Raw genomic sequence first — 16,096 nt, forward strand, 5'->3', positions numbered from 1 at the left:
GCCCCCACTCGGGTGATCACACCAGCCCCTGTCCTTCCACGACCTGACCGGGAGTACGCCCTCGTGGCCACATTCCTCTACAAACTCGGCCGACTCGCCTTCCGGCGACGGCATTTCGCCGCCCTGATCTGGGTGGCACTGCTGACGCTCGCGGGTGTCGGCGCCGCCTCCGCGCCCGTCGCGGGATCGTCCTCCTTCTCGATCCCCGGCACCGAGGCGCAGAAGGCCTTCGACCTGCTGGAGAGCCGCTTCCCCGGGATGAGCGCCGACGGAGCGACCGCTCGGGTCGTCTTCAAGGCGCCCTCCGGCGAGAAGATGGCGGACAAGGAGAACAAGGCGACGGTCGAGAAGGCCGTCGAGGTGCTCGGCACCGGCTCCGAGGTCACCTCCGTCACCGACCCGTTCAAGGTCCACGCCGTCAGCAAGGACGGATCGATCGCGTACGCGTCGGTGAAGTACAAGGTCTCCGGCATGGAGCTGAAGGACGCCTCGAAGGACGCGCTGAAGGCGGCCGCGCAGGACGCGCGGCACTCCGGACTCACCGTCGAGGTGGGCGGTGACGCGCTCCAGGCGACGCCCGAGACCGGTTCCAGCGAGGTCATCGGCATCGCGATAGCCGCGGTCGTCCTCGTCATCACCTTCGGTTCCCTGATCGCGGCCGGGCTGCCGCTGCTGACCGCGCTGATCGGCGTCGGCATCGGCGTCTCGACGATCACCGCGCTCGCCAGCGCGCTCGACCTCGGCTCCACCACCTCCACCCTCGCGATGATGATCGGCCTCGCGGTCGGCATCGACTACGCCCTCTTCATCGTCTCCCGCTACCGGGCGGAGCTGGCCGAGGGCCGCGAACGCGAGGAAGCGGCCGGACGGGCCGTCGGCACGGCGGGCTCGGCGGTGGTCTTCGCGGGACTGACCGTCGTGATCGCGCTGGTCGGGCTGTCGGTCGTCAACATCCCGATGCTGACGAAGATGGGTGTCGCGGCGGCGGGCACGGTCGCCGTCGCCGTCCTCATCGCGCTGACCATGATCCCGGCGTTGCTCGGGTACGCGGGCCGCAGGGTCCAGCCGGCCGGCAAGAAGAGCAGGCTCCTCGGCGGCGGCCGAGCCGCCAAGAAGGCGGGCAAGCCCAACATGGGCACCCGCTGGGCGAGCTTCGTCGTCCGCCGCCCGCTCGCCGTGCTGCTGCTCGGTGTGGTCGGCCTCGGCGCGGCGGCGGTCCCGGCGGCCTCGCTCCAGCTGGGCCTGCCCGACGACGGTTCGCAGCCGACGTCCACCACGCAGCGGCGCGCCTACGACCTGCTCTCCGACGGCTTCGGGCCCGGCTTCAACGGCCCGCTGATGGTTGTCGTGGACGCGAAGGCGAGCGACGCGCCCAAGACGGCGTTCAGCACGGTGCACGACGAGATCAAGGGCCTCAAGGGTGTCGTGAGCGTGAGCCCGGCGGCGCCCAACAGGGCCGGTGACACCGCGATGATCACGGTGATCCCCGACTCGAAGCCGTCCTCCGTCACGACCGAGGACCTGGTCCACACCATCCGCGGCGGCGGCGCCGGCATCAAGGCCGAGACGGGCGCGACGGTGCTGGTCACCGGCTCCACGGCCATGAACATCGACTTCTCGCAGAAGCTCAACGACGCGCTGATCCCGTATCTCGCGCTCGTGGTCGGTCTCGCCTTCCTGCTGCTGATCGTGGTGTTCCGCTCGATCCTCGTCCCGCTGAAGGCGGCCCTCGGCTTCCTGCTCAGCGTGATGGCGGCCCTCGGCGCGGTCGTCGCGGTCTTCCAGTGGGGCTGGCTGTCCTCTCTGATGGGCGTCCAGGAGACCGGCCCGATCATGTCGATGATGCCGATCTTCATGGTGGGCGTCGTCTTCGGACTGGCCATGGACTACGAGGTGTTCCTCGTGACGCGTATGCGAGAGGCCTACGTCCACGGGGAGAAGCCCGGCCAGGCGATCGTGACCGGGTTCAAGCACGGCGCACGGGTCGTCACGGCGGCCGCGGTCATCATGATCGCCGTGTTCTCCGGATTCATCGGGTCGAGCGAGTCGATGATCAAGATGATCGGCTTCGGCCTCGCCATCGCCGTCTTCTTCGACGCGTTCATCGTGCGGATGGCGCTCGTCCCGGCGGTGCTCGCGCTGCTGGGCAAGAGGGCCTGGTGGCTGCCGAGGTGGCTGGACCGCGCGCTGCCGAACGTGGACGTCGAGGGCGAGGGCCTGCGCGCGCTCGACGAGAAGTCGCGCGAAGAGGACCGCGAACGGGAGCTCGCCGGAGTCTGAGCCTCGGCCCGGAGACCTCCGGGACCTCTGCTTCCGGGACCGCTTCGAGGCCTCCGAAACCTCGGAGGCCCCGGAGTCGGGAGGGCCTCCACGAGGACATCGGTGAGACCTCGCCGGTCCTGCGGCGAGGCACCGACGAGTGATCAGTGAGCCACCGGGGTGGCGGCCGTGTACGTACGACGGAGAAAGCGCATGAGCGCCTTCGTGTCGAGCTGCACGACCGCCACCCCTTGCGCCGAGTGGAATTCCAGGACGGCTTGGACGCGGCCGCACGGCCAGATGCGGATGTCGCCGTCGCTGACGGGGACGCGCAGTCCCTGCTCAAGGAGTTCGCGCTCGAAGACCCACTCGTGGGGGCCGGGCAGCGTGATGTGCACCTGGCGGGGGTCGGTCTCCGGGTCGTACCGGAGAGCCACCGGGACGGCCCGGTGTTCGTCGTCGGCGGAGTCGGCGGTGTCGGTCACGATATGAGCGCGTGCGTATTGTTCGACGGCGTGCATGAACCGACTCCTTACGCTGCGTTACATGTGCGGAAGCTGTGAATTCCGTCACCATTCCAATGTCGCACATCTCGCGGAAACCGCTCTCCGGCCCCCGGTGACCGCTCTTCGGGGAACGCCTGCCCAGTCGTGGCGGGTGCATGTGTGCGGCGGGTGCATGCGTGGGGCGGCGGTCGCACGCCCCCGCGATCGGTTCGCGCCGTCGCGTCCGTCGGCTCGTCCTCGTGAACTGCTCCTGCCCGCACGGCCGTCGGCAGTTGTCGGCGCGGCTATTCGTGAGCACTTCGCTCTTGCAAGTCGTTCGCAACAAGGCACTATCATCGAACGGTGCATGTGCCTGACGGATTCATCAACGCCCCGGTCTCCGCCGCCACAGGCGTGGTCGCCGCCGGCGCCATCGCCGTGAGCCTGCGGGGTGCCCGCCGTGAACTCGACGAGCGGACCGCGCCGCTCGCCGGCCTGGTCGCCGCCTTCATCTTCGCCGTGCAGATGCTGAACTTCCCGGTCGCCGCCGGGACCAGCGGACATCTGCTCGGCGGTGCCCTGGCGGCGATTCTCGTCGGCCCCTACACAGGTGTCCTCTGCGTCTCCGTCGTCCTGCTCATGCAGGGCATCCTCTTCGCCGACGGGGGCCTCACCGCGCTCGGCGTCAACATCACCGACATGGCGATCGTCACCACGGTCGTGTCGTACGCCCTCTTCCGCGGCCTGGTGAAGGTGCTGCCCCGCAAACGGCGTTCGGTCACCGTGGCGTCCTTCGTCGCCGCGCTGCTGTCCGTTCCGGCGGCCGCCGTCGCCTTCACCCTGATCTACGCGGTCGGCGGCACCACCGACGTCGCCATCTCCAAGGTCGCCACGGCGATGATCGGCGTCCACGTCCTCATCGGCATCGGCGAGGCCGTGATCACCGCGCTCACCGTCGGCGCCGTCATCGCCGTACGACCCGATCTCGTGTACGGCGCCCGCGGCCTCCAGCAGCGGCTCAAGCTGCGGGTCGGCGGCGAACTGGTCGACGCTCCCACGGCCGCCGCCCCCGTCGCGGCCCGCTCCTCGCACCGCAGGGTGTGGATCACCGGCCTGGTGACCTCCCTCGTCCTCGCCGGATTCGTCAGCTTCTACGCCTCCGCGAGCCCCGACGGCCTGGAGAAGGTCGCCAAGGACAAGGGCATCGACACCCGGACCGGGAAGCACGCCACGGGTGACTCGCCGCTCGCCGGATACGGGGTCAAGGACATCTCCGACGCCCGGGTCTCCGGCGGTCTCGCGGGGGTGATCGGCGTCGGCGTCACCGTCGTGGCGGGCAGCGGCGTCTTCTGGGCGGTCCGCAGACGACGTACGTCCGACACCTCGCCCACGTCCGTGCCGGAAGGCGTCTGAGGTGGGGGCGGGGCACACGCACCGGCTCTACCGGCACGGGCACTCGCCCGTCCACGCGCTTCCGCCGCACACCAAGCTCGCCGCGGCCTTCGCCTTCGTGGTCGTGGTCGTGTCCACCCCGCGCGAGGCGATGTGGGCGTTCGCGCTGTACGCCGTCCTGCTCGCGGCGGTCGCCCGTCAGGCCCGGGTGCCTGCGGGCGTCCTGCTGAAGCGGCTGCTGATCGAGATCCCGTTCGTCGCGTTCGCGGTGCTGATGCCGTTCGTGGCGGAGGGCGAGCGGGTGGACGTGCTGGGACTGTCCCTGAGCGTCAACGGCCTGTGGGGCGCCTGGAACGTCCTCGCCAAGGGCACCCTCGGCGTCGCCGCCTCCGTCCTGCTCGCCTCCACCACCGAACTGCGGGAACTGCTCCTCGGCCTGCAACGGCTGAAGCTCCCGCCGCTCCTCGTGCAGATCGCCTCCTTCATGATCCGCTACGGCGATGTCATCACCGACGAGATGCGGCGCATGCGGATCGCGCGGGAGTCGCGCGGCTTCGAGGCGAGCGGAATGCGGCACTGGGGGGTGCTCGCGAAGTCGGCGGGCGCCCTGTTCATCCGCTCCTACGAGCGCGGCGAGCGCGTGCATCTCGCCATGGTGAGCCGGGGCTACACCGGTTCGATGCCCGTCATCGACGAGGTGACCGCGTCCCGGGCGCAGTGGTCGTACGCCCTCGCCCTTCCGTTCGCCGCCCTTGTCGTATGTCTGTTGGGATGGACGCTGTGATGTCTGCTGGAACGACGGGGGAGACGGCTGTGGGGACGCCGGGGGAGACGGACGGTGTGCCGGCCTCGCTGGAGGTCTCCGGGCTCGCCTTCGCCTACCCGGACGGGCACCAGGCCCTGTTCGGCGTCGACTTCGCCATCGGGCGCGGCGAGCGCGTCGCGCTGCTCGGCCCGAACGGCGCCGGCAAGACCACCCTCGTCCTGCACCTCAACGGCATCCTGACCGGCGGCGCCGGCACGGTGACGGTCGCCGGACTCCCGGTCGGCAAGCGGCACATGGCGGAGATCCGGCGCAAGGTCGGCATCGTCTTCCAGGACCCGGACGACCAGCTGTTCATGCCGACCGTGCGCGAGGACGTCGCCTTCGGTCCGGCCGCAGCGGGCATGAAGGGCGCCGAACTGGAGGCCCGCGTCCGTACGGCACTGGAGCAGGTCGGCATGGAGGCCTTCGCCGACCGTCCGCCGCACCATCTGTCCTTCGGGCAGCGGCGCCGGGTCGCCGTCGCGACGGTGCTGGCGATGGAGCCGGAGATCCTCGTCCTCGACGAGCCCTCCTCCAACCTCGACCCCGCCTCCCGGCGTGAACTCGCCGACATCCTGCGCTCGTTGGACGTCACCGTCCTCATGGTCACCCACGATCTGCCGTACGCCCTCGAACTGTGCCCCCGCTCCCTCGTCCTCAGCGACGGAGTGATCGTCGCCGACGGCGGGACCGGCGCCCTCCTCTCGGACGGCGAGCTCATGCGCACCCACCGTCTGGAGCTGCCCTTCGGGTTCGACCCGCGCTCCGTGACAATGGGGGCGTGACGAAACAAGAGGACGTCGGGCCGCCGGCCGGGTCGCTGCTGCTCGACGACCAGCTGTGCTTCGCGCTGTACGCCGCCCAGCGTGCCGTGACCGCCGCGTACCGCCCGCTGCTGGAGGAGCTCGGCCTCACCTACCCGCAGTACCTCGTGCTGCTGGTCCTCTGGGAGCGCGGCGAGACCACGGTCAAGGAACTGGGCACCGCCCTGCACCTCGACTACGGCACGATGTCGCCGTTGCTCAAGCGGCTGGAGTCGGCGGGGCTCGTACGCCGTGAGCGCTCGGCGCACGACGAACGCTCCGTGCGTGTCGCCCTCACCGGGCGCGGCGAAGTGCTCAGGGAGCGCGCGGAGGAGGTGCCGCAGGCACTGCTGACGGCGACCGGCCTGAGCGAGGCCGAGGTCACGCGCCTCCGCTGGGAGCTGCGGCGGCTGACGGAACGCGCGGAGGACGCGGCGGCGCGGGGCCGCTGACCCGCGCGGGAGATCGCGGCGGCGCGGGGCCGCCACTCCTTGCCGAGCCACGGACGGCCCCGTTCGCCGTTCGCCCGGACTTTCCACCCTGTTCGCCCAGGCTTCCCGTCCCTGGTCACCCGGGTTCCCGGCCTCCGGTCACCCTGGCTTCCCGCCCCTGGGCATTCCGGACTCCCATACCAGCCGGTACCTTGTGCACGATGTACTTGTGTACTCCTGTGTTGTCCGCCCTGGGGGAGGTCCTGCCGTGATCGACGGCGCCGTTGTCGACACCCGTCCGACGAAGATCATGTATGTCGCCGAGGCCACCGCGCACGGCGGCCGGAACGGCTTTGTGACCAGCCAGGACGGGCAGCTCGACCTGAAGGTCGCGATGCCGCCCGCCCTCGGCGGCGACGGGAACGGGACGAACCCGGAGCAGTTGTTCGCGGCCGGGTACAGCGCCTGCTTCCACAACGCGCTGGTGCTGGTGGGCCGCCGCGCCGGCCTCGACCTCTCCGGCTCCACGGTCGCGGCGAAGGTCGGGATCGGCCCCAACAAGCAGCGCGGCTACGGACTGGCGGTCGCGCTGAGCGTCTCGCTGCCCGTCGTCGACGAGGACGTGGCCACGAAGCTCGTGGACGCGGCGCACGAGGTCTGTCCGTACTCGAACGCCACCCGCGGCAACATCGAGGTCACGATCCTGCTGGGCTAGGGGGCCTAGGAATCGGAGGCCGCGGACGCGTGTTCCACTCACTGCTGGAACTTTGACAGCGGTGAGGCGACAGGGAGCGCGGGCGTGGACGTGAACGGCACAGTGGCCGAGGGCTTCGAGCCGGTCAGGGAGGCGTTCGCGGCCAACTTCGCGACGCCGGGGGACCGGGGCGCCGCCGTCACCGTGTACCGCGACGGGCACAAGGTCGTCGACCTGTGGGGCGGCGCCCGTGACGTCGACGGCAGCGGGCCCTGGGAGCGCGGCACCGCGCAGATCGTGCGCTCCGCGACGAAGGGCGTCGCCGCCGCCGTACTCCTGCTGCTCGCCCAGCGGGGACAGCTCGACCTGGACGCGCCGGTCGGCGCCTACTGGCCCGAGTACAAGGCGCACGGAAAGGAGCACACACGGGTCCGGCATCTGCTCGCGCACCGGGCCGGAGTGCCCGTCCTCGACCGTCCGCTCAGCCCCGCCGAGGCCGCCGACCTCGACCTCGCGGCCGCGGCGGTGGCCGCCCAGACGCCGGCGTGGCAGCCCGGGGCCGAGCACGGGTACCACGCGCAGACGTACAGCTGGCTGACGGGCGAGCTGGTCCGGCGGGTGACCGGGCGCACGATCGGCCGGTGGATCGCGGACGAGATCGCCCGGCCGCTGGGCCTGGACCTGTGGGTCGGGCTTCCGGAGACGGCGGCCGGCCGGGTGGGGCGGGTCGCGCAGGTCGAGGCGCCGTCGGCACCCGGTGTCCTCAAGACCCGCCCGAAGCGGGCGGTCTCCGAGGCGTACGCCGACCGGGACAGCCTGACCCGGCGCGCCTTCGGCGCGATCACCCCGATGCCCGACGAGAACGATCCCGCCTACCGCGCGGCCGAACTCCCCGCCTCGAACGGCATCGCCACGGCCGACGGCCTCGCCCGCTTCTACGCCGCGCTGATCGGCGAGGTGGACGGCGTACGGCTGTTCACGCCGGAGACGGTGTCGGCCGCGCGGACGGAACAGTCCGCCGGACCCGACCGGATCCTGGTCGTCAACACCCGGTTCGGCCTCGGCTACATGCTCCACGGCGGAGCCTCGCCGCTGCTGTCCCCGGGCTCCTTCGGCCACCCCGGCCGCGGCGGCGCCCTCGGCTTCGCCGACCCCGAGTCGGGCATCGCCTTCGGATACGTCACCAACACCTTCCGTACGAGCGTGACGGCGGACGCGCGGGCGCAGGCGCTGGTCCGGGCGGTGCGGACGGCCGTCACCGCGTAACCGCCGCACCACGTCCCGCCGCCCGATGCCGTCGGCCCCGGTCGAGGCTCAGGAGCGGAAGTCGGTCATGGCGGTGGCAAGGATGCCGGTGAGGCGGCCGGCGAGCCGAGGCCGACGTACTCCGTTGCCGCGTCGGCAGCTTCACTCCGGTCGGCGATGCGCGTCATCGCCCCACGGCGGTGGAAAAGGTCGCAGGGCAAACCGAGACGATCAGCTCTCGAAGCTTCTCGATATACAGGCGTACGTTCTTGGAGGCGATGTCCGTGTCCGGGTGGCGGCATGCGATCCACAGTCCCTCGTGCAGCCGGTTGACCCAGGCGCACACCTGATCGCCGTACGACACACGGAGCAGCCCGTACGCTTTCTGCTCGCTCCAGCAGGCCGAACCAGGATTGAGGCGGGCGTCCATATACGAGACGATGGAGTACAGGTCGGGTGATGTGGGGCGGAAGTCCTCGCCCAGGAGGCGCAGTACCCGGGCCAGTGGGATGCGTGCCAACGACCGATTGGCGTGCAACTGGGCCCGGACCGAGGCGAGCGCGGCGTCGAAGTCCCGTGCCGCGGGTACTTCGATCGGCGCGCCGCCGACATACCAGCCCACGGAGTCCGACCACGTGGACTTCAGTCGGGTGTGGAACGGCACGACCGTGCGGTAGACCGGGTGCCCACCGATTTCGTGGACGATCAGACTGGTTGCGGCCAGGACGCCCACCAGGCTGCCGCCGTAGGGCCGGCAGTACGTCTCGAACGCCGCGGCCGCGTCAGCGTCGACGAGCGGCTCGCGCATGAGCTTCTGGACGGGCAGAACGTCGCCGGGCCGCAGGCCCAGATCGACAGGGAACTCCGGAAGCCTTCCGTCGCACCGGCCGATGAACTCACGCCAGCGCGTGACGATGGCGTGGGTGTCGTCGATGGCGTTCGCGTTCGCCCGCTCCTGCTCGCAGAAGTCCACATAGCTCGCGACCGGTGTGGCGGTGAGGGGCTGCCCCGCGGCATGTGCCGTGTACAACTCCCGCACCTCGTACGGGATGCGGTGCAGCGAGTAGGCGTCGACGTTGGTGTGGTCAAATGCCAGATACACGCTGGTGGAGTCCTCGCGGACGACCGCCGCGTAGATGAGGTTGGGCCAGCCGAGAGCATCTGCCGCCTTGTCGAAACGGTCCTGCAAATGCTCGGCCAGCAGGTTCGCATCGGCGAAGTCGCCCACCACTTCGCGGTAGAGCGTGACGTCGTCCTGGTCGAGAGTGAACCGGCGCATCTCGTCGCCCGACCATCTGAACCCGCTGCGCAGCGTCTCGTGCCGCAGTGTCCAGCCGCGTAGGGCCTGTTCCAGCGCGTCGAGGTCGACCTGGCCGGGCAGGTCGAAAGCCGTACCGATCCAGGTCGGCACGAACAGGCCCCCCTCGCGCACCGACCGCGCCGTTCTGATGTGTGATTCCTGGATGTACGCCGGCGGCCGCGGATCCGTCGGCAGCACCGTCGCGGCCGCGACGGTCGCAGGGCTGAACCCCCACTCCACAAGCCGTCCAGGGCGGACTTCGCAGCGCTGAATATCAGAAATTCGCACAGTGGCGTCTCCTTGTCGGAAAACACAGGCTTGATCAACGTGGACTCGTATGCGAGCGCCGTCTGCCGTGTCGCCTGCAAATCAGCAGAAGGTGTGGCGCGTCGAACGGTGAAGCGACCCCTCCATCGCCCCGCATTCAACGGCCGTGCGATCGCGGTTCGTCCGAGACGTCTGCACGGCCGCGGTCGCCTCTTCGCCGCGACCGCCATGACAAGAGCAACGAGCAACCAGACCGACAGTCACATGATCGACGGCATCTGTCGGGCCCTTTTGCACAGCACAGCGACTTGGAAGGCGGCACGCCATAACTCTGCTGCCTTTCCAGCGTTTGCAGATGTGCGGGTGAGTGCCCGCAGTGATGTTAGGAAGGTAGAGATCCATGAGACGGGCTACTCGAAACCGTTTGCTCGCCGTTGCCGCCGCGTCCAGCGCGATGGCTGTGGCTTTTCCCGCGTCCTCCGTCTTCGCAGCCGATGGTGCTGACGCCGGGGCTACGGCGGCCGGTTCGCCCGGGGTGCTCTCCGGGAACACCATCCAGATTCCGTTGTCCGCGGCGCTGAACCTCTGCGGCAACACGGTGGACGTCGTGGGGCTGCTCAACCCGGCCGTGGGCAACGTGTGCAAAAACAACAAGGACACGGCCAAGGCCGACGGTGCGGAAACCAAGGGCGGATCGGACAGGTCAGGCGAAGCCTCGGCCGATGGCCGAGTCAAGGACTCGCCCGGGCTGATCTCGGGCAATGGTCTGCAGCTCCCGGTCGATCTGCCGGTGAACGTTTCCGGGAACAGTGTCAACGCGGTCGGCGTGGGTGACCCGGCGTTCGGCAACCGGTCGGTCAACGGCGGTGAGCACGCTCACCCTCACGTCCACCGAACAACTCCGGCTCCCACGCCCTCGGTTCCGACGCCCCCGGCGTCACGAATCCCGGCTCCCCGGCATGAGGCCGTTCCGGACGCCCCGGACACGGCGACACCCACACTGGCCCACACCGGAGCGGATCTGACGGTCCCGGCCCTCGCCGGCGGCGCCGTGTCCCTCTTCGCTGGTGCGGTCCTGTACCGCCGCTTCCGCCCAGGCCGCTGACCCCGACGCCCGTACAGCCCCATCGAACGTGTTTGGTGGGGCCCAGGCGTCCTGCCGGTGCCTGTCCGCCCTCCGCGCCATGGCATCGACGTGAGCGCCTCGCCACTGGAGCAAGGGTCAAGGCCCGGTGTGCGGGACACGGCCGGAGGCTTGACACCCCCTCGTACCCACCAGGAAAAACGGAGGCGGCGCGAACGCTTCATGCGTTCACGCCGCCTCTGTGCAACCCGATGCAGAGATGGTGTCGGCCAAATCGAAAAGGTATGCAGGTAAAAGACCTTGTGCCACCGGCAGACGCAGTGGCACCGCGCCGACGGAGGGCGCGAGCGGCAGGTCGGTCAGAGCGCCCGGTTGTTGCAACCCATGTCGGAACCGAGATGGCTCTGCTGTGCGCCCGCGGCGCCTTCTCCGTTCAGCAGGTTACCGGCCACGCCGGTGAGGGCGCCGACGCTGCCGAGCACCTCGATGTTCATGTCGTGCGACCGGCACTCGACGCCCTGCGTGATGTCGATGCTGTCGCCGTCGTGGCCCCGGTCGCCGTATGCGGAAGCGGTGTTGGCACCCAAAGCGCCGACACTGCCGATGAGGGCGCTCAGAAGAACTACCTTGTGCAACTTGCGCATGTGAAGCTCCTTGGAGGAAGTGCGGGGATCTGACCTGTCGAGTCAGGACCGCGGATGTGCAGGGGGCGGGCTGTCAGCCGAGTCGGGGAAGTCCCAGTTGTCCGACGGGAGGGGCCGCGATCTGCCCGAGGGCGACCGGAGCCAGTTGCGGTGCGCTCTCAGGCGTGATCGTCGGGTTGACGAGCGGGTTCACCTGAGGGTTGAGCTGCGGGTTCACCTGGGGGGCGACAACCATCGGGGCCTCCGAGTCGAGTACCTGGGGTACGGCGACCTGCGGGGCCACTTGGGGCATGACCTGCGGCATGACCTGCGGCACGACCTGTGGCGGGGCGGCCTGCGCCGGCTGTGCGGGTGCGGCCTGCGCGAACTGTCGCGGTGCGGCCTGTTGCGGGTTCGACGAGCTGGAGGCCTGGGCCGTTCCCTGCGATGAGGCCGAGGCCGAGGCGTAGCCGGTCTGCTGTGATCCTGACGGGGCGGCCTGTGGGGCTGGTTGGGCAGCCGCGGCCGGAGCAGCCGGCTGATCCGGAACCGATGCCGGGGTGGTACTGAGGCGCCCCTCCGGTGAGTTGGCATAGCTGCCGCCGGCACCGATGCCGGCCAAACCGCTGGCCGCTGCGACGACGAGCGCGGCCTTGTGAAGCTTCCGCATGAAACCCTCGGCCCTTCGTTACCTGAGAAGTAAGTCCATTGCATTCAATGCGGTCACGCGTGCATTTTGGTGCGTCACTCGCATCGCGCCGGAGGCTACGGTTATCTCGAGGAGCACGCGGACTTCGTATCGGAGCTGGCAGCGGATCCTCCACCTGTCCATGGTTTACGGTCGCTGCCCTCACCTCCGGGGAACGAGGTTTCGGCGCCGTGGTTACGGCACTCGACGGGTCGTCACCCGTTTGCCGTCTGCCGACCCGGGCGTCACGGCTCGCACGTCGCATCAAATGGGTGACCACACCCCAACGCCCGTTGCGAGTCCGTGTTTTTTTCGTTCCCCACGGGGCGATAGGGATGGCCCATCGCAGCCGAATGGAGCAGCAAGGGCAGCGAAGACTGCGCTGCTCCATCCGCACATTAGCTTCCGTGCACAGGTCAATTGAAGAGCCGAGGAACTCCATGCGTATGCTTCACAAGATCGCGCTCGTCGCCGCGACAGCCGGCGGCCTGGCCGGTGTAGGCGCCGGCCCCAGCTCAGCCGCCACCTCGTTGGCCCCCAACGGCGTTGCGCCGCACCCGGTTTCGCAGCCCGACGCCCAGGCAGCCTCGGCGTCCTCCGCTCAGGCGACCACGCAGACCTATGGCTCGCCGGCTCCGCAACAACTGGCACCGTCGCGTGGCGCTCAGGTTTCCCCGCAGCTCAGCCCGCAGCTGAATCCGCAGCTCAGCCCGCACATCTCTCCTGAAGCGCCGCAGAAGCAACAGGGCGATTCGGCGGGGCAGGCCAACCTGTTCCGTCCGTACCAGGAGTGCAGCCCGCAGGCCCTGCTCGATGCGAACGTCCCGGTTGCCCTGCTCGCCTCATCCCAGACCCATGGCATTGAGTGCACCCAGGCCAACAGCCAGACGAACTCCTTCGCCAACGTGCAGCAGCACTGACGGACGACCACGTCGACGCCGGTCAGAGGCGGCGGACGATTGGGACCGGCTCGCCCCGCGTCACGCTTTCGGTGCTTCCTCGGCGACATGAAGCCAAAGTGTTGTCCTTTTCACGGCGTTTGTCGCTAATGTTCTACCCGTAACCGCGATCTACCCACAGATCGCAAAAACTCACCCCCACACGGAGATGAAATGCGCAAGCTTCGCAACGTTGCGGTCCTGGTCGCTGCCATCGGCAGCATCGGGCTCGTTGGCGGTACGGCCTACGCCGGTGGTCACGGCGAGGGCGGCGGCGACCAGTTCAGCGTCACGCAGAGCTCCAACTGCAAGTCGCACGACCTGAACCTCGACGTCCTCGGCCAGGTCGGCGTGCTGAACGGCCTGCTGGGCAACGCCCTCAACGGCGAAGGCAACCCGGGCGCCCAGTCCACCTCCCTCGGCTCCACCATGGGCTGTAACAACAGCGCCTTCTGAAGTCCCCTCAGGCGTAAGTAAAGACGCCGAACCATGAACGGTCCCGGCACTGGGCCTCAGGCAAAGTGCCGGGACCGTTTTGCGTGCGCCAAACCACTTCCGAGGCGGCGCAGCGTGGCGCCGACCCCTTCCGGGCACTCCGTTCTGGCGCCGTTGAACTCTTCGCGTCACATGGAGGCGATCCCTCGCAGATCGCCTTCACCTCACCTTTTTCTGGAGATGACATGCGCAAGCTCCGTACAGCCGCTGTCCTGTTGGCCGTCCTCGGAAACGTCGGACTTCTGGGCGCCAGCGTCGCCCACGCGGATCAGGGCTGGGACCAGGGCGGCGACAGCTTCACCATCTCGCAGCACAGCGCCTGTGAGTCGCACGACCTGAACCTCGATGTCCTCGGTCAGGTCGGCATCGGCAACGGGCTGGGCGGCAACCTGCTGGGTGGCGAGGGCAACCCGGGGGCCCAGAAGACGTCGCTGGGCTCATCCGCGGGCTGCAGCAACCGGTTCAACGGCTAAGACTCACCATGAACGACCTGTGGGCGAGTGACTCATTGACCTGCAAGGTCACGTCTCAAGCCCGCGGTTCGGCTGTCTGCAAGCCCTGAGCTCGGGGTTTCGGGCCTGCCGTCGAAACGGTCCCGAACATGCCGATGGGTTTGCCAGAGTTCCGAACACAGCAGCGGCCTTCGCCTGATCCTGTGCTCCGTCACGGAAGCACGGGATCAACGCGAAGGCCGCTGCTGTGAGGCCCAGTTGTGAAGCAGTCGCGGGTCCGCTGGCAGGAGGACCGGGTGGGTCACGTCGTAGCCGGCATCGAAGACGACCGGGAAACGAAATGCTGGTCCGGGAACCCTTCCCCGGACCAGCATTTTCCGTGAGCGCTCAGCTGCCGAAGTGCAGCTTCTTGAACCCGTCAGGCAGCTTGGCCGTGTTGGAACACTCCACAACCGGCCCCACTTTGGCAGGTTCGCTTTCGTTTCCCAGGAGTTGGTCCTGCTGCGTGACCACGTGCGGCCGGTCTGTTGTCGAGCACTGCTGGTCCTGCTTCATGACGTGCGTGCCGTCCTTGTCGATGTACGTCTCATTTTTCTGAACGCACACGACGTCCTTCTGCGCGGTGCTGGGGCAGGCGCCTGGGTTTCCCTCGGCATGCGCAGCGCCGAGGCAGATGGCGGCGAGGCTTCCGGCGAATGCGGCGACGGCCGCAGTCCTCTGCGAAAAGAGCATGTGGTGCATTCCTTTGTGGTGAAGAATCGGACACTCATTTATTGACCGGCGTTGCCCGCGCCGAGAAAGTCAGGCAATTGAATCTTTGTCCGCCGGAAGGATGGTTGTAGCCCGGACGCGAACTCGGCGTCCGGGCTACCTGCGCCACGGGGTGTCACTCAGCGCACCGCTCGGTCCGTATCCCCGACGCTGAGTGGGGCCGCGGCGGGCCTTGACTCAGAGCTCTCGCTCTTAGTCGTTATCGCCCTAGGCCTGCGGCTGGTCCTGCGTCTGCGGCTGGTCCTGGGCCTGCGGCTGGTCCTGCGTCTGCGGCTGGTCCTGGGCCTGCGGCTGGTCCTGCGTCTGCGGCTGGTCCTGGGCCTGCGGCTGGCTCTGGGCCTGCGGCTGGCTCTGGGCCTGCGGCTGGTCCTGGGCCTGCGGCTGGCTCTGGGCCTGCGGCTGGCTCTGGGCCTGCGGCTGGTCCTGCACCTGCGGCTGGCTCTGGGCCTGCGGCTGGTCCTGCACCTGCGGCTGGTCCTGCACCTGCGGCTGGCTCTGGGCCTGCGGCTGGTCCTGGGCCTGCGGCTGGCTCTGGGCCTGCGGCTGGTCCTGGGCCTGCGGCTGGCTCTGGGCCTGCGGCTGGCTCTGGGCCTGCGGCTGGTCCTGCGCCTGCGGTTGGGCCTGCGGCTGGTCCGGGGCCTGCGGTTGGCTCAGAGCCTGGGGCTGGTCCTGCACCTGCGGCTGACTCTGCGTCTGCGGCTGGCTCTGCACCGGGGCCTGCTTCTGCTCCTGGCCCTGCTCCTGCGGCTGGAAGTAGTAGCCACCCCCGCCGGCCACGGCGTTGGCGGACGAGCTGGCGACGGCGGTGACCGGTACAGGCGCGCTGTCGTTACTGTCGGCGAAGCTGATGCCGGCGCCGACGGCGGACAGTCCCGCAAACGCCGCCGCTACGACCACGGCGCGCTGAAACTTACGCATGGATGACCCTTTCTGACCCGGGCATACCGCCCGGAATGACCAATTGCGTAAACGTAAACACGTCGGTCGTAGGCAATAGGGGATTTGTGCCCCTATGTCGCGCCGGAGCCCCGTACGGGGTAGCGCGTCAACGAGGCCGTAGGGCAGGGGCCGGCCACCGTGCTCCTCAGGGGGCGAGGGGGTCGGGCAGTTCCGGCTTCCCGCCAATCGGCCGAGGCGCTCCGGACGTGGCGGGCGAACAGGTCACCCGAGGGCCGAGTTGCGTCGTGCCGTTGCCCATGGGGGAGGGCACCGTCACGGACTGCACCGGCATGCAGGTCTCCTGATGGGGAATGGCGCCTTGCCCGGTGCTCTTACCTTCGAAGTGCTGCACACAGACGACGTCCCCCTGGGGGCTCCGAGTGCAAGGTGCAGGGCCTCCCGCGGCGTGCGCGTAGGTGATGCCC

Annotated in this window: 17 protein-coding genes; 11 read left to right on the forward strand and 6 right to left on the reverse strand. The window is 69.1% G+C overall.

The genetic code is table 11. From position 1 onward, the window contains the following. Positions 1-63 precede the first annotated feature (63 nt). Positions 64-2,280, forward strand: a complete 2,217-nt coding sequence (locus tag ACIQRL_RS12075) for an MMPL family transporter (RefSeq protein WP_401330422.1) — start codon at positions 64-66, stop codon at positions 2,278-2,280. Between the two features lie 143 nt (positions 2,281-2,423). On the opposite strand, the gene ACIQRL_RS12080 is transcribed toward ACIQRL_RS12075, so the two are convergent. Next, entirely contained in the window at positions 2,424-2,780 is a 357-nt protein-coding gene (locus ACIQRL_RS12080) for an SsgA family sporulation/cell division regulator (RefSeq protein ID WP_365876645.1), read from the reverse strand. Between the two features lie 327 nt (positions 2,781-3,107). On the opposite strand from ACIQRL_RS12080, the gene ACIQRL_RS12085 reads away from it, so the two are divergent. From ACIQRL_RS12085 to ACIQRL_RS12110, 6 genes are all read left to right on the forward strand, one after another. Further along, positions 3,108-4,157 carry an energy-coupling factor ABC transporter permease gene (locus tag ACIQRL_RS12085; RefSeq protein ID WP_401330425.1) on the forward strand — a complete coding sequence of 350 codons (1,050 nt, stop codon included), beginning with the start codon at positions 3,108-3,110 and terminating at the stop codon, positions 4,155-4,157. 1 nt (position 4,158) lies between these two features. Then, positions 4,159-4,920 carry a cobalt ECF transporter T component CbiQ gene (gene cbiQ, locus ACIQRL_RS12090; protein WP_401330428.1) on the forward strand — a complete coding sequence of 254 codons (762 nt, stop codon included), beginning with the start codon at positions 4,159-4,161 and terminating at the stop codon, positions 4,918-4,920. Then, positions 4,920-5,726 (forward strand): energy-coupling factor ABC transporter ATP-binding protein, encoded by an 807-nt coding sequence (locus tag ACIQRL_RS12095; RefSeq protein WP_401330431.1) that lies wholly within the window; start codon positions 4,920-4,922, stop codon positions 5,724-5,726. The genes cbiQ and ACIQRL_RS12095 overlap by 1 nt, the downstream gene beginning before the upstream one ends. After that, on the forward strand, positions 5,723-6,196 hold the full coding sequence (locus ACIQRL_RS12100) for a MarR family winged helix-turn-helix transcriptional regulator (RefSeq protein WP_401330433.1): 474 nt from the start codon (positions 5,723-5,725) through the stop codon (positions 6,194-6,196). Before ACIQRL_RS12095 ends, ACIQRL_RS12100 begins: the two co-directional genes overlap by 4 nt. Positions 6,197-6,485: 289 nt before the next feature. After that, the gene (locus ACIQRL_RS12105) at positions 6,486-6,890 is read left to right on the forward strand and encodes an organic hydroperoxide resistance protein (protein WP_401330826.1); all 405 of its coding nucleotides are present in this window, start codon (positions 6,486-6,488) and stop codon (positions 6,888-6,890) included. Between the two features lie 84 nt (positions 6,891-6,974). Beyond that, positions 6,975-8,135 (forward strand): serine hydrolase domain-containing protein, encoded by a 1,161-nt coding sequence (locus ACIQRL_RS12110; RefSeq protein WP_401330436.1) that lies wholly within the window; start codon positions 6,975-6,977, stop codon positions 8,133-8,135. A gap of 163 nt (positions 8,136-8,298) precedes the next feature. Here ACIQRL_RS12110 and ACIQRL_RS12115 read toward each other — a convergent pair whose 3' ends face one another. Then, a complete protein-coding gene (locus tag ACIQRL_RS12115) occupies positions 8,299-9,702 on the reverse strand; it encodes a condensation domain-containing protein (protein WP_401330439.1) in 1,404 nt (467 codons plus the stop codon). 433 nt (positions 9,703-10,135) lie between these two features. On the opposite strand from ACIQRL_RS12115, the gene ACIQRL_RS12120 reads away from it, so the two are divergent. Beyond that, positions 10,136-10,786, forward strand: coding sequence for a chaplin family protein (locus ACIQRL_RS12120; protein WP_401330828.1), 651 nt, complete (start codon positions 10,136-10,138; stop codon positions 10,784-10,786). A 338-nt stretch (positions 10,787-11,124) separates the two neighbouring features. On the opposite strand, the gene ACIQRL_RS12125 is transcribed toward ACIQRL_RS12120, so the two are convergent. Further along, a complete protein-coding gene (locus ACIQRL_RS12125; protein ID WP_401330442.1) occupies positions 11,125-11,409 on the reverse strand; it encodes a hypothetical protein in 285 nt (94 codons plus the stop codon). 73 nt (positions 11,410-11,482) lie between these two features. Continuing rightward, positions 11,483-12,058, reverse strand: a complete 576-nt coding sequence (locus ACIQRL_RS12130) for a hypothetical protein (RefSeq protein WP_401330445.1) — start codon at positions 12,056-12,058, stop codon at positions 11,483-11,485. 464 nt (positions 12,059-12,522) lie between these two features. Here ACIQRL_RS12130 and ACIQRL_RS12135 point away from each other — a divergent pair, with 464 nt between their 5' ends. The 3 genes from ACIQRL_RS12135 (at position 12,523) to ACIQRL_RS12145 (ending at position 13,982) form a co-directional block, all read left to right on the forward strand. Further along, positions 12,523-12,996: a hypothetical protein gene (locus tag ACIQRL_RS12135; RefSeq protein WP_401330448.1), complete on the forward strand. Its 474-nt coding sequence runs from the start codon at positions 12,523-12,525 to the stop codon at positions 12,994-12,996. Between the two features lie 192 nt (positions 12,997-13,188). Further along, on the forward strand, positions 13,189-13,470 hold the full coding sequence (locus tag ACIQRL_RS12140) for a hypothetical protein (protein WP_326787257.1): 282 nt from the start codon (positions 13,189-13,191) through the stop codon (positions 13,468-13,470). 224 nt (positions 13,471-13,694) lie between these two features. Then, positions 13,695-13,982, forward strand: a complete 288-nt coding sequence (locus tag ACIQRL_RS12145; RefSeq protein WP_401330451.1) for a hypothetical protein — start codon at positions 13,695-13,697, stop codon at positions 13,980-13,982. Between the two features lie 366 nt (positions 13,983-14,348). Here the strand turns inward: ACIQRL_RS12145 and ACIQRL_RS12150 are convergent, their stop codons facing one another. Together ACIQRL_RS12150 and ACIQRL_RS12155 are read right to left on the reverse strand one after the other, a co-directional pair. Next, positions 14,349-14,693 (reverse strand): hypothetical protein, encoded by a 345-nt coding sequence (locus tag ACIQRL_RS12150; RefSeq protein WP_401330454.1) that lies wholly within the window; start codon positions 14,691-14,693, stop codon positions 14,349-14,351. 246 nt (positions 14,694-14,939) lie between these two features. Beyond that, the gene (locus ACIQRL_RS12155) at positions 14,940-15,650 is read right to left on the reverse strand and encodes a hypothetical protein (RefSeq protein ID WP_401330458.1); all 711 of its coding nucleotides are present in this window, start codon (positions 15,648-15,650) and stop codon (positions 14,940-14,942) included. Positions 15,651-16,096 lie beyond the last annotated feature (446 nt).

Source organism: Streptomyces sp. NPDC091209, from assembly GCF_044757755.1.
Taxonomy (GTDB): Bacteria; Actinomycetota; Actinomycetes; order Streptomycetales; family Streptomycetaceae; genus Streptomyces.